Genomic DNA, 12,457 nt, shown 5'->3' with positions numbered 1-12,457 from the left:
TGAACTTGTTATACAGCGGCGCGTCTTCGACGACGTTTTGCTGTAGAGCTATCAGCAGCGAGAGTGTCTGGTTCTCGCCAATATAAAATTCTAGAACAATGTTCACAGAAAATCAGTCGATCTTTTTTGCGGACCAAATTCTCATGCTGGGGAGTTAAAACTATGTGACATCCACTACAAACACGATTTTCTATGGGAACAACAACGCGATCTTTTTTATTATTCAATAAACGTTCGTAAATAAGAAACATTTCAGGATCCGTAGCCTCTTTTAATTCACTACGTTGCTGTAATAAGGCTCTACCTTCTTGATTAATATTCTTAATGCTTTCACAGATTTCTTTTTCAATAGCGAAGCTACTATTTTCTGTAGATGTTAGACTTTCTTTTAGGGAAACAATCAGATCTTCACTTCCTGCTTGCTTATCCATAAGATCACTGAGTTGATGTTCTAGTGCACGACGCTCTTTGTTCGCTGCTGTCATTTCTTGAGTGAGCGCATTAAACTCATCCATCTTCTTCACAGCTGCTTGTTGATTTTCTAATTTGTTAATTTGATCAGAAATCTCTTGAATCCGATTCTCACCTTCTTTAATCTGATTCTTTAAGTTTTCCATCTCCAATTCTTTTTCCTGAACTTTACGACGAATGTCAGATTTAAGAGATTGGACTTTAGCGAGCTCTTTCTGATGCTCTTTCTTGACTCGCATCAAGCGAATCATTTTAATATCGAGCTCTTGAATGGCTAAAATGCTCTGGAGGGCTTCATGCATGAAAACTATTCCTTGCTTGGCTTAGTGGTTCCTAAATACGGATGCGAAATCATGAGATTTAGGAATGAATACATCTGAAGAAGAAAGCAAGTTTACTGCTTTTTTAGCAAGAAGTAAAGAACGTTTTTTTCAATAAAAGAAATTCCTAAGAGACAATGACTTAAGAAAAGGCAAAAGTTTAATCACCCTAACTAGTATATGAATTAATTTTTACCAGTTTCAACCCAAGAGCGAGTTTAAAAGATGATTTGAACTTGTCCCTTTGCCATATCAGGCAGTCCGTTACTTCAAAACGCTCCCAGTTTCTCTCTAGTTGTCTTTCCTAAATACGTAATTTACAAGATTATTATTCTTGTGAATCTAAGAGTAGGGTAATGGTGGGAGGAAAAAAATAAAAGGTTCTTTTTTGGGAATTTTTTATTTGAATGGTAGAGGAGAGATTTCTAATCGAAAACTCTCCTTTTTTTAGTGTTTCTCTAGGGAAGGGATGCAAACGGATCTTGTAAAAGAACAAGTAATTTTAAAGAATTCGGATTGGCGAGTGCTATATTATTAATAGCTTCAACTAATGCTTTTTTACATAGATCATTGCAACCTAATAGCCACTCATAGTTTTGATTTCTCTTTGGCAAAAGGTCTTTTCCATTCACTTCATAAACAGAGGAGAATAGAGGGAGAGAAACTATGGAACAGCCTTTTTTAATAGCCTCATTTAAACAGTTCTCGTAGGCAAAAAGCGCACGATTATAGTAACCATTCATTACTTCTTGATCACTTCCTGAGAATTCTTCAAGTTTAGGACCACGAATGTGTCCTATGAATTCTGGATATCTTTCTTTTTCTGAAAGTAGAATGGACGAGTTGTCTTTTATATTTAATTCTGTAGAGCGTGCTTCTGTTGGGGCAAATGGTATTTTAATAGAGGTTTGTCCCTGATATTGAGCCGCGCCCCAATTTGAATATTGCTCAAGTGAGGTTAATTCTCTAAACAAAGCTCGGGATTGATTTGAATTTGCTGTAATAACTGTTTGTGGACCCGGAGTTACTGCATTGAATGTTATTCCGCTTTGGCTTGTCACCATTCTCACAGTGTTTGATCTAGGAAGAGCGGAAAATTTAATAGAGAAGCCTGTAGTGGTATCTTCTTGGATTCCAAGTTTAATCCCAGGATTTTTCTTATTTTGGTAGAAGGATAGGCGGGTTCCTGGTGTGGTGACAAAGTTCGCATCTGCGGTCTGGGAGGGGAGAGCTCTAAAGTCTTGATCTAATGCTTGCTCCCAGTCTCCATTAGCCTTCTGTGTTAGCTGTTTGTGGACAAGTATAGCTACTCCAGCGAATAGAACCGAAGCGATAGCTAAAGCAGCAAGTGCTGGAGATCCTAAAACAACAGCCAGAGTAATACCAGCTACTGCGGTTCCAACAGCTAAAGTACTGAGGATAGATAAAGAGGCAATTTTCAATATCTTGTTGCGTTTTTGAGTAACAATCTCTCTGGAAGAGAGTGCGGGCGTCAAATTCGGCGTACTGTGATTTCCGATTCGGTTATGGGAATCACTCGGGTTAATATTAGGCATAAAAATGATAATATTTAGTTTTTATTAATTAATTTTATTAAAAACTAAATAGTCTTGACTAGTGATTTTGTTCTTTATAATTTCTTGATTTTAAAAGAAGACAATATCATAGATCTTATCCTCAGAGGGATAAACTCTAAATGTAATGTACAGGTCTCGAAGTTTATCAGTAGCTAAGTTCCTAAGAGATATATAGACAGGGATGATCGCAAGAAGAAATATGAAAAACATGGGGTGCATACAACAACCCAGGGCAACGATGCCTGCTGTGAGTATTGTTAAGACTAGTGTTTGAATTATACAGTGTACGATAAAATGAATTAGTTTACCTCTGGCTTCACTCCCCTTGGAGAATAAATTTAGAGGCTCTTGATTTTGTGCTGATGTTGCTGAAATTGACATACAGAATACTGTAAAGTAAAAGCTTAGGAGCGGCATAATTTTACTCGTAGAAACTGTTTTTTGTCATTAGCTTTCCACAGAGCTCTCCTCATGAAGAAGTTCTCCGGGATGATTATAAATTTTTTGAAATTCTTTTAATGTGATAGGACCTTGGCAAATGTGTGTTTTATTTGGGAGATTAGGGAAGAGTTTTGCATAAGCTCTAACTCCCGAAGGACTGGTTAGAATTACTCGATTACACTGATCAAATATTTTTGATTTTAATCGAAGTTCTTGAATCCTATAGTGAGGATAAGCAAAAAAACACCTATTTTCTTTTTCTAAGAAATCTTTGATAACAGATCGAGATAGAGCAGAGTGGGGATAAAGAATACGCGCATCTTTGGGTAATGAGGAGATCATAGGGAGGACCCCCTCTCCTGTTTCAATAGTGGCTAGGGAATACCGTGCTTTTGGAAGAAGGCTTGTAAGACGATGTGCTGAGATCTTCCCTAAACACAGGTAATGCTTATTTTCTAAAGTTCTTTTAGATACTTTTCTGCTCATTCTAGAAATAAATAGAGATGTTGAAGAGGGACTGGTAAGTAAAATGTGAGAGGTTTTTCCCAGGTAGCGAAAAGCAAAGCGTAATTGAGGTAGACTTTTTGCGAATGGCACGATCTTCAGGATTGGAGAAAAACGAGCACAATATTTTTTTGCTGTTTGTTGATTTAATCCTAGATATATGGTCATGGAATTATCTTGTTCTAGAAATGAATCTAAACATAGTTTAGATAGCTTAAGATTGTTTCGCATCTAGAAAACAGTTCTGATCTTCATAATAGTCATAGTAGAAAACATAATGATACACCATTAAGATACTCGTTGTTAATGGTGCATAGGCTGCATGATGAGCCGATTGACATTTTTCGATGTGGGAGCTAGGATGTCTTTTTCTAGATCTTAGCTTTTTCTCCAAGGGAAAAATGGCAGTGATTCTTAGGCTTTCTTGGGTTAAGTGTGAAGAGCTTCGCTTTATATTATAGTTTTTCGTTTGTAGATAGTTATTAATAGAGGTTCGGCAATGGCATCATTGTTGCATAAATTTTTAGAAAATGCTTCGGGGAAGAAAGGTCAAGATCTGGCTTCTACCGCATATTTAGCTGCATTAGACCATCTTTTGCATTCCTTTCCTTCGATTGGAAAGAGCATCATTGATGAACTGAAGAGTCAACGTTCTCGTTTAAAGATGATTGCTTCTGAAAATTATGCTTCTATTTCAGTTCAACTTGCTATGGGGAATCTGCTTACGGATAAATATTGTGAGGGAAGCCCGTTTAAACGATTTTATTCTTGTTGTGAGAATGTCGATGCCATTGAGTGGGAATGTGTTGAAACAGCTAAAGAACTTTTTGGTGCAGAAAGTGCTTTTGTACAACCGCATTCTGGAGCAGATGCGAATTTATTAGCGATAATGGCAATCATCACTCAGAAAATCCAAGGTCCTGCTGTTAAGCGTTTAGGATACAAAACGATCAATGATCTTACAGATAAGGAATATGCTGAGTTAAAAGCTGAGATAGGTTCTCATGTATGCCTGGGTCCTTCATTGAACTCAGGAGGACATTTAACACATGGAACCGTACGTCTGAATGTGATGTCGAAATTAATGCGTTGCTTGCCTTATGAAGTTAATAAAAAGACAGAACTTTTTGATTATGCTGAAATTGCACGTTTAGTGCGGACGCATAAGCCCACAGTATTAATTGCTGGATATTCTTCCTATTCTCGTAGGTTAAATTTTTCTACTTTAAAACAAATCGCTGATGATTGTGGAGCTGTTTTATGGGTGGATATGGCGCATTTTGCAGGTCTCGTTGCTGGTGGGGTTTTTGTTGAAGAAGAAAATCCTATTCCTTTCGCTGACATTGTCACCACGACGACTCATAAAACATTACGAGGACCACGCGGGGGATTAGTCTTAGCCTCTAAAGAATATGATGCGGTAATCAATAGGGCTTGTCCTTTAATGATGGGCGGTCCTTTACCTCATGTTGTTGCTGCGAAAGCTATAGCATTAAAAGAAGCTCTGACTGTGGATTTTAAGAAATATGCTCATCAGGTTGTGGATAATGCTAGAACTTTAGCAGAATATTTTCAGAAACAGGGCTTGCGTCTACTTACAGGTGGTACTGATAACCACATGGTGATAATTGATTTGACTTCCCTGGGTATTTCTGGACGTGTAGCCGAGGATATCTTAAGTTCTGTAGGTATTGCAGTGAATCGCAATACTATACCATCGGATGCTGTAGGCAAATGGGATACTTCGGGAATACGTTTAGGAACCCCTGCTTTAACGACTCTCGGTATGGGCAGAGATGAAATGGAAGAAGTTGCGAATATTATTGTGAAAGTATTGCGAAATATTACTTTGAGACGTAATGCTGATGATAGTTTTAGTAAAAGTGAAGGAGAGCTTCCAGAAAACATTGCTCAAGAAGCAAGAGCACGAGTCGCAGACTTGTTATCGCGGTTCCCGCTTTATCCTGAAATCGATCTGGAAACTTTAGTTTAGTTAGGAGATATGTTGTTCTATGCCTGATGGGGAAGTAGTTAATAAGTTACGAGATGTTATAGATAAAAAAATATTAGATGCCCGTCGGGTATTCTTTTCAGAACCTGTAACAGATAAGAGCGCAGCAGATGCTATTAAAAAGCTTTGGTATTTAGAACTTACCAATCCTGGTCAGCCTATAGTATTCGTAATTAATAGTCCTGGGGGATCTGTAGATGCAGGATTTGCAGTCTGGGATCAGATAAAAATGATGGCCTCTCCAGTGACTACTGTAGTTACAGGCTTAGCTGCTTCTATGGGATCCGTATTAAGTTTATGTGCTGCTCCTGGTCGTCGTTTTGCAACTCCTCATTCGCGTATTATGATTCACCAGCCATCTATAGGAGGCCCAATTACAGGACAAGCTACAGATTTAGACATTCATGCTCGTGAAATTTTAAAAACAAAAAAGCGAATTGTTGATGTATACTTAGAGGCCACAGGACAACCTAGGGAAATCATTGAAAAGGCCATTGATAGGGACATGTGGATGACAGCAGATGAAGCCAAGGATTTTGGTTTATTAGATGGCATCCTTTTCTCATTCAACGATTTATAAACCTTGTTTATACTCTGGGGCAGGAAATCGCTTTATTCTTAGTGAAACTTGTCCTGAGATTACAACAATCTCTATTTTATGTAAGGAGGAACAAGTAGACGGATTTTTGCTTGTCCTTCCTTCGTCAATTGCTGATGCTAGGCTAATTATTTTTAATGATGATGGTTCTCGACCTGCGATGTGTGGGAACGGTCTTCGTTGTGCTGTAGCTCATCTTTCTTTAGTATTGAAAAAAGAAGACATTTCTATAGAAACTGATTCAGGAATCTATTTTGGAAAATTTTACTCTTGGGATCGTGTTGTTGTAGATATGACTCTTGTAGATTGGAAATATCGCAGCCACAATCTCTCACATACTATTTCACAGCTTCCTAAAGAAATTTTCAGTATCAATACTGGAGTACCTCATCTTGTCGTTTTTGTCGATGATGTATCTTGTATTCCTGTAGATCTTTGGGGAAGTTTTCTACGTTACCATGAGGATTTCTCACCTCAAGGAGCTAACGTAAACTTCATTGAGGCTATAGGTTCTAGAGAATTTCAGATACGTACTTATGAACGTGGATTAGAAAGAGAATCTTTAGCCTGTGGTACTGGAGCTACAGCAGCAGCTCTTGTTGCAGCTAAACGCTGCAATTTATCAAATACTCAAATCCGTATCCGGACATGGAGTAAGATTTTGATCAAAGTTTCTTTAGATGGTGATCGAGTGTATCTTGAAGGTCCCGTAAATAGAGAAATTGTTCGCTAGAGTTTTCAAATTTTTATATTGAATCTAAGTAGAAATGGATTCAAAAATAGTTGGGGGAACGAATATCTATCCGCAATTCTATATTGTGAATTTATTTCTTAAGGATAGATCTCTTGCCCTCTAACTCCAATTCTTTTATAATCTTGATTTATGACTACGTATCCTGTACCACAAAATCCTCTTTTATTACGTGCCCTACGTCTTATGGATGCCTTCTCTAAGTCTGATGACGAGAGAGATTTTTATTTAGATCGTGTTGAGGGGTTTATCCTCTATATTGATTTAGATAAAGATCAAGAAGACTTGGATAAGATCTATGAAGAATTAGAGGTAAATGCGGAACGTTATTGTTTAATTCCTAAATTGACGTTCTATGAAGTTAAGAAGATCATGGAGACGTTTATCAATGAAAAAATTTATGATATTGATACAAAAGAAAAGTTTCTTGAAATTTTACAGTCTAAAAATGCTCGGGAGCAATTTTTAGAATTTATCTATGATCATGAATCTGAATTAGAGAAGTGGCAACAATTTTATGTAGAACGTTCTCGTATACGTATTATTGAGTGGTTGCGTAATAATAAATTTCATTTCGTCTTTGAAGAAGATTTAGACTTTACGAAGCATATTTTAGAGCAGTTTAAAATCCATCTTTTCGATACCAAAGTATCAAAAGAGTTATCACAAGCACGTCAGTTGCTCGTGAATAAGGCTAAAGTTTATTATTCTAACGAAGCTCTAAATCCTCGTCCTAAACGAGGCCGTCCTCCGAAGCAATCAGCAAAAGTAGAATCTGAGACTACAATATCCAGTGATATTTACACTAAGGTACCCGCGGTTGCTCGACGTTTTCTTTTCCTTCCGGAAATTACTTCAGCATCTTCAATCACATTTTCTGAGAAATTTGATACAGAAGAAGAGTTCCTTGCACATCTGCGTGGATCAGGCCGTGTTGAAGATCAATTAAATCTTGCTAATCTTTCTGAAAGATTCGCTTCATTGAAAGAGCTGTCCGCAAAATTAGGTTATGATTCACTATCTACGGGAGATTTCTTTGGAGACGATGACGATAGTGATGATGATGAAAAGCCTGCATCTAAGAGTAAGGCTCCTGCTAAGCGCGGTCGTAAGAAATCTTCATAGGCTTTAGATCTTTTGTAATATCCAAATAGTAGCTGCTCCAAAGGCAAGTTTTCTTTTTTTACTTATTTGGAATTTCGTATCTTTGAAGATTTGTTCTAGGTAATGATCACTAGGAAGATTCTTAATGCTTTCAGCTAAGTATTGATAGGCTTGTTTATTTTTAGAACATAACCTTCCTATCCGGGGAACTAAAAATTTTAAGTATAACTGATGTGCTAGATACATAGGATGTTTATTAGAAGGTGAGGTGAGCTCTAAAATTCCTAGGGATCCGTCTTGTTTTAAAATACGATAGATTTCATGAAGAGCATTTTTAGAATCAGGAAGGTTTCGTAATCCATAGGCCATTGCTGCTAACGTCTGTGATTCTTGATCGATAGGCAATTGGATAATATCTCCTTCTATAAAGGTAAAAGGAGCATTAGGGTAGCGTTGTTTTGCTTTCGAGAGCATATTCGATGAGAAATCTACTAGTGTTGCTTTTGATCCTGGATAATCACGAATATATCTATAGGCAACTTTCCCCGTACCTGAACAAAGATCTAAAATACGTTCTGACCTTCCTAACATTTTTGAAAACTTACGATTCCATAAATGATGCATCCCTAAAGATAGGATAGAATTGATCCTATCATATTTAGGCGCCAAAGAGTCAAACATCTCCTGAAGATTAGGCTTGTTGATAGATGGTTGCATGATATTCTCGGAATCTTTCTAAGCCTTCATAGTCTTCTTCTCTTAGACGATAACGACAGAGAGAGTAATACTCTTTAATAAGAGCTTTTGGTAACTGGGTGCGTTCTATAGCTTTTGCTATAGCTGTTTCTGGATGAGATTCAAAATAGCTCAATGAGCTTTCTAATGCTGCTTGTATAATATCGCTTCCCTGAGGGTTATTAGAAAGAACGACAGCAAAAACAAAAGGTAACTGGGTAAGTTCATACCATCCTTGAGCAAGATCATAAGTTGCAAATCCTGGGATGTAAGGATGGTGTAGAGCTTTATCGCCAATTAATAATAAGCCATCATACTCTTCAGCTTTCTCGATCACTTCCTCGGAAGAGAGCTGAATAATCTCTGGGAGAGGAGTGTTCCACAAATGACGACAAAGAATATTCAGTAACATTACAGAAGAGCGGCTTTCTTTTGTTGCTGCAATACGGAGTTTTTCTGAGGTGAAAAATGTCGATGCAGCATAGAGATTTACACTAAGAATTTTCTTATAAGCAGCTATGCCAAATCCTGGAAGCTTTCCTAAGGGATGGGTTAGCAATCCTACTGCAGAGGTAAGAGCAAATTGTAAACTACCGTCAAGGAGTTTCCTAAGTAGATCTGCTGGAGGTGCTGTATGAAGAAGGATATCCTCACATTTGGCAAGTTCTAAAGAAAAAGGAAAAGCGTTGATATAGCTTACACAACCTAAAGTTATACGTCTCTCGAATTTGTCAGACATGGTATGCGTCCTTGTTTTTTGATGAGGCTTGCCATTCCCTCAATATCCATTTTTATATTTTGATTCGAAGAGGCCATCTGAAAAACCTTTTCTCCGATGTGTGTGGACGAGAAATCATTGGCTCCACAGGATAGCAAATGTAGAGCTTGCTCGATTCCCAAGTAATTCCACAAGGCTTTTATATTTCTAAAATTATCCAAAAATAATCTTGCTACAGCAATGATAGATGCTGGCGTGATATTATGGGAACTGCCTAATTTTCGTAATCTTTTCCCTAAAGGATTATTTTCTGTTGCAAACTTTAACAATACAAAGTTCTTAAATCCTAAAGTATCGTCTTGAAGGCTTCGCAATTTATTCATGTGTGTGACAATATCTTCAGGACGTTCTCTATGGTAACATAACATAGTACTGTTACTAGGTATTCCGAGATTATGCGCCTCTTTATGAATTTCTAAGAAATCTTGAGAGGATAAACGTCCTGGAGCTAGTATTTGCCGTATTTCATCAACAAGAATATCGAATCCCCCTCCAGGAATAGAATCCAATCCAGCATTCTTAAGGATTTTTAAAACCTCTACAACGGGAATGTTATGTAGATTGGCGAGATAGGCATATTCGATACCTGTTAGTGCTTTGATATGGATATGGGGGAAGTTTTCCTTAATCTTGCTGAATAGTTCAGTATAATAGTCTAAATTACAATCTGGGAAGCATCCAGAAACGATATGTGTTTCTGTAATGGGAACATCTAGGGCGCGGATTTTTGCTATTAGCTGATTTGGTGTATAAAACCAGCCTTTAGGATCTCCTGGTTTTGCATAAAAAGCGCAGAAAGTACAGTTGAATTCACAGAAATTTGTAGGATATAAATAGAACGTTGAGGAGTAGTAAACGACATCTCCAACATATTTTTGACGTACCATATTTGCAAATGCCCATAAGGCACGCTGGTCATCTTCATCTTCGAGGAGAAGCAAGCGTAAGGCATCTTCTGTAGAAAGACGTGTTCCTTCTATATAATTATCGAATAGATGCTTCAACCAAGAGTTCTTAGGCAGAATGCGGGGGATGGGTGTCGTCGTCATAAGGTGGCGCCTTAGTTGTAGAATCAGATCGAGTTTGTTTATCGCATGCTTTTTTATGGCAACAGTCCGATTTTCCACATCCTTTAGATAGAGGTCTACCTAAGAGATAAGAGCCTATAAGTAAAATGACAATACCCACTCCCAGTAGTGCTGTGGCACAGCAAATAAGAAGAAAAAAAGTCATCATAAAGCGATCAGCCTTCAATCGGTAGTATTAATGAAGATCCACCCAGATAGGAGAACTCCATGCCATAGATTGATCTATTTGAGTTACTCGGAGATAGTAGAACACAAAAGGAATTTTTCCTTTAGGATCTTTAAGAGTTACTTTAGATAGAGGTTCCATATCATCATATTCGTAATCTAGATTGTTACTATCAGGATAGAACGTTTTTATCACTTTCCCGTTACGGATAATCTCAACAGTTTTTAGTTGAGCTGTTCCTGCAACATATCCTGAGATATGACGATTTACAGCAAGGCCGGGTTTTGTAGTTGTTGACAACTCAGAACCCATAGGAGCCGAGGTAATGTTAAAGCTAACAATAATTCTTGGTCCTGTAGTTGCATAGCAGTGACGCTGATATAAAGCTTCTACAAGAGATTCTCGATTGTATTTATTACATACAATGGCAGTGAGCCCTGGAGTGTATTGTTGTTGGTTAGCATCGAAAAATTTGCTATAGATACCCCGATCATCGAGACCACCTGCAACAAAACCAAAACGTAGATTACGTTTTAATGCTTCTATTAATGTCCCTGATTCAACTTCAGAATCTGATCCTTTAATGGGGAAAATATTTCCTTCTTTTTCTGTTCGTTCTGAACATCCCCAGGAATTATAAATTTCCGCAACGCGTTCAAATTCTGGATGGAAATTATTGAAGTTAAAACCATAACGTTTTGATGCTGTGAAACACGGTATCGAAATGACCTCGTGAGCTGAAGCGCTTTTATAGAGTTTTGATAAAGAAGCAATCTTACAGTCTTTATGTTTCGAACAAGATTTATTTTCTTTTATATAGAGAATTTGGCGAAGACCTTCTTCTCCAGGTTCTCCAAAATATTGTATACCGGATAAGGAGATAAAACGATCTTCTTCATTAAAATCTCCTATAGTTTGGTTGATCATTTTCCAAAGATCAGGCGTTAAACCTTCCTGATTATCGAAAGATGATGAGGCATAAAAGTTTAAAGCACAATCATCCCTAAAATGTCGTAAACATGCCTCTATATTCTCTTCAGAATCTACACGTTCTGATTCTCCGTGTAGTAAGCCCCACATAAGATTTGGAGCTGCATCTGGAAAACATTTTATAGGTGCGGAAATGAAGATTTCGTTCGTTAAAAGATTTTTTAATTGAATTCTATAGATTCCAGGTTCGTTGAAGTAGAGATTAGGTAGAATAACGAATCCAGTTTCAGGAATAAATAATTGCCAATTAAGGTTTTCTCTTAGATGCTCATAGGAGAGTTCAATACGTGTATTTTCTGGTGAGAAGTTCGTAAGGTTATTGAACTCGTCTTCAAATCGCACAGTGATATCGAAACGTTTATTCTTTACAACATAGGAAGGTGTAAAAATCTGGATATGTTTAAGAACATTACCTCGAATATCCATGGTAAAGATATCGGGCTCATCATAGTTTCCTTTGCCTTCGGTATCTACATAAAGATAGAAAGGTTTTCTACGTTGAGTAAATAGCTGAGCACCGTTTCCTGCTTCATCTGTTTGTGGATGTTCTGGAGAAGGCCCGAGAACAATGGTAAGAGTCTCACCAGCTTCTAATTCATAGGGGAGGGTAAATTCGTATTGATGAACAGGGCTATTGGGGATGGGGATCATTACAGCAGTAAGAATATCCCCTTTAGGTGTTTCTAAATAGATAGTATTGCGAGATTGTTTTAGATCAATAGAGGGAGTTTCCCAATCTATTGGTCTTCCTTGACACCCTAGGTCAAATTTAAGTTTTGTTCCTTCAGGGAGATAGTCAACTAGAGAGTAAAGAAATTTCCACGTGGATATTTGCCCAGCTCTAGCTACGGAAGGATTAACATAACAAACAGATCTGCGCATAGTAACATAGCGGGTTGGAATCAACTGAAGGCATTATCATA

The 12,457-nt window shown here is 37.6% G+C and carries 13 protein-coding genes; 4 read left to right on the top strand and 9 right to left on the bottom strand.

Annotated features, from left to right (window positions below):
* Positions 1 to 8: 8 nt before the first annotated feature.
* The 4 genes from cdsZ to O6937_RS00305 all read right to left on the bottom strand — a co-directional run bounded on the left by cdsZ (position 9) and on the right by O6937_RS00305 (position 3,481).
* On the bottom strand, positions 9 to 773 hold the full coding sequence (gene cdsZ / locus O6937_RS00320; protein ID WP_117273902.1) for a zinc ribbon domain regulatory protein CdsZ: 765 nt from the start codon (positions 771 to 773) through the stop codon (positions 9 to 11).
* A gap of 476 nt (positions 774 to 1,249) precedes the next feature.
* Positions 1,250 to 2,347, bottom strand: a complete 1,098-nt coding sequence (locus O6937_RS00315; protein WP_332389761.1) for a hypothetical protein — start codon at positions 2,345 to 2,347, stop codon at positions 1,250 to 1,252.
* 90 nt (positions 2,348 to 2,437) lie between these two features.
* Entirely contained in the window at positions 2,438 to 2,749 is a 312-nt protein-coding gene (locus tag O6937_RS00310; protein WP_332389760.1) for a hypothetical protein, read from the bottom strand.
* A 66-nt stretch (positions 2,750 to 2,815) separates the two neighbouring features.
* Positions 2,816 to 3,481, bottom strand: coding sequence for a uroporphyrinogen-III synthase (locus O6937_RS00305; protein ID WP_332389759.1), 666 nt, complete (start codon positions 3,479 to 3,481; stop codon positions 2,816 to 2,818).
* A 331-nt stretch (positions 3,482 to 3,812) separates the two neighbouring features.
* On the opposite strand from O6937_RS00305, the gene O6937_RS00300 reads away from it, so the two are divergent.
* The 4 genes from O6937_RS00300 (at position 3,813) to O6937_RS00285 (ending at position 7,798) form a co-directional block, all read left to right on the top strand.
* Positions 3,813 to 5,306 carry a glycine hydroxymethyltransferase gene (locus tag O6937_RS00300; protein ID WP_332389758.1) on the top strand — a complete coding sequence of 498 codons (1,494 nt, stop codon included), beginning with the start codon at positions 3,813 to 3,815 and terminating at the stop codon, positions 5,304 to 5,306.
* A gap of 19 nt (positions 5,307 to 5,325) precedes the next feature.
* The gene (locus O6937_RS00295; protein ID WP_332389757.1) at positions 5,326 to 5,904 is read left to right on the top strand and encodes an ATP-dependent Clp protease proteolytic subunit; all 579 of its coding nucleotides are present in this window, start codon (positions 5,326 to 5,328) and stop codon (positions 5,902 to 5,904) included.
* Positions 5,873 to 6,655 (top strand): bifunctional diaminopimelate epimerase/glutamate racemase, encoded by a 783-nt coding sequence (gene dapF / locus O6937_RS00290; RefSeq protein ID WP_332389756.1) that lies wholly within the window; start codon positions 5,873 to 5,875, stop codon positions 6,653 to 6,655. The genes O6937_RS00295 and dapF overlap by 32 nt, the downstream gene beginning before the upstream one ends.
* Positions 6,656 to 6,805: 150 nt before the next feature.
* A complete protein-coding gene (locus O6937_RS00285; protein WP_332389755.1) occupies positions 6,806 to 7,798 on the top strand; it encodes a UPF0158 family protein in 993 nt (330 codons plus the stop codon).
* Between the two features lie 3 nt (positions 7,799 to 7,801).
* Here the strand turns inward: O6937_RS00285 and ubiE are convergent, their stop codons facing one another.
* The 5 genes from ubiE to O6937_RS00260 are packed head-to-tail and all read right to left on the bottom strand — an operon-like array spanning position 7,802 to position 12,416.
* Positions 7,802 to 8,494: a bifunctional demethylmenaquinone methyltransferase/2-methoxy-6-polyprenyl-1,4-benzoquinol methylase UbiE gene (ubiE, locus tag O6937_RS00280; RefSeq protein WP_332389754.1), complete on the bottom strand. Its 693-nt coding sequence runs from the start codon at positions 8,492 to 8,494 to the stop codon at positions 7,802 to 7,804.
* Entirely contained in the window at positions 8,469 to 9,251 is a 783-nt protein-coding gene (locus O6937_RS00275; protein ID WP_332389753.1) for a menaquinone biosynthesis protein, read from the bottom strand. The genes ubiE and O6937_RS00275 overlap by 26 nt, the downstream gene beginning before the upstream one ends.
* Positions 9,224 to 10,339: a CofH family radical SAM protein gene (locus O6937_RS00270; RefSeq protein WP_332389752.1), complete on the bottom strand. Its 1,116-nt coding sequence runs from the start codon at positions 10,337 to 10,339 to the stop codon at positions 9,224 to 9,226. Before O6937_RS00270 ends, O6937_RS00275 begins: the two co-directional genes overlap by 28 nt.
* Complete coding sequence (locus tag O6937_RS00265; RefSeq protein WP_332389751.1) at positions 10,305 to 10,526, bottom strand: hypothetical protein; 222 nt, start codon at positions 10,524 to 10,526, stop codon at positions 10,305 to 10,307. The genes O6937_RS00270 and O6937_RS00265 overlap by 35 nt, the downstream gene beginning before the upstream one ends.
* A gap of 27 nt (positions 10,527 to 10,553) precedes the next feature.
* Positions 10,554 to 12,416, bottom strand: a complete 1,863-nt coding sequence (locus O6937_RS00260) for a DUF3604 domain-containing protein (RefSeq protein WP_332389750.1) — start codon at positions 12,414 to 12,416, stop codon at positions 10,554 to 10,556.
* Positions 12,417 to 12,457 lie beyond the last annotated feature (41 nt).

This window comes from Chlamydia sp. 04-14 (assembly GCF_036632095.1).
Lineage (GTDB): Bacteria > Chlamydiota > Chlamydiia > Chlamydiales > Chlamydiaceae > Chlamydia.
The sequence above is the reverse complement of the archived record's forward strand: the minus strand, read 5'-3'. Positions and strand labels throughout refer to the sequence as shown.

What these genes read in the sequence shown, in the direction of transcription:
- cdsZ (WP_117273902.1), bottom strand. Translation starts at nt 773, where the DNA reads ATGCATGAAGCCCTCCAGAGCATTTTAGCCATTCAAGAGCTCGATATT.
- O6937_RS00315 (WP_332389761.1), bottom strand. Translation starts at nt 2,347, where the DNA reads ATGCCTAATATTAACCCGAGTGATTCCCATAACCGAATCGGAAATCAC.
- O6937_RS00310 (WP_332389760.1), bottom strand. Translation starts at nt 2,749, where the DNA reads ATGTCAATTTCAGCAACATCAGCACAAAATCAAGAGCCTCTAAATTTA.
- O6937_RS00305 (WP_332389759.1), bottom strand. Translation starts at nt 3,481, where the DNA reads ATGACCATATATCTAGGATTAAATCAACAAACAGCAAAAAAATATTGT.
- O6937_RS00300 (WP_332389758.1), top strand. Translation starts at nt 3,813, where the DNA reads ATGGCATCATTGTTGCATAAATTTTTAGAAAATGCTTCGGGGAAGAAA.
- O6937_RS00295 (WP_332389757.1), top strand. Translation starts at nt 5,326, where the DNA reads ATGCCTGATGGGGAAGTAGTTAATAAGTTACGAGATGTTATAGATAAA.
- dapF (WP_332389756.1), top strand. Translation starts at nt 5,873, where the DNA reads ATGGCATCCTTTTCTCATTCAACGATTTATAAACCTTGTTTATACTCT.
- O6937_RS00285 (WP_332389755.1), top strand. Translation starts at nt 6,806, where the DNA reads ATGACTACGTATCCTGTACCACAAAATCCTCTTTTATTACGTGCCCTA.
- ubiE (WP_332389754.1), bottom strand. Translation starts at nt 8,494, where the DNA reads ATGCAACCATCTATCAACAAGCCTAATCTTCAGGAGATGTTTGACTCT.
- O6937_RS00275 (WP_332389753.1), bottom strand. Translation starts at nt 9,251, where the DNA reads ATGTCTGACAAATTCGAGAGACGTATAACTTTAGGTTGTGTAAGCTAT.
- O6937_RS00270 (WP_332389752.1), bottom strand. Translation starts at nt 10,339, where the DNA reads ATGACGACGACACCCATCCCCCGCATTCTGCCTAAGAACTCTTGGTTG.
- O6937_RS00265 (WP_332389751.1), bottom strand. Translation starts at nt 10,526, where the DNA reads ATGATGACTTTTTTTCTTCTTATTTGCTGTGCCACAGCACTACTGGGA.
- O6937_RS00260 (WP_332389750.1), bottom strand. Translation starts at nt 12,416, where the DNA reads ATGCGCAGATCTGTTTGTTATGTTAATCCTTCCGTAGCTAGAGCTGGG.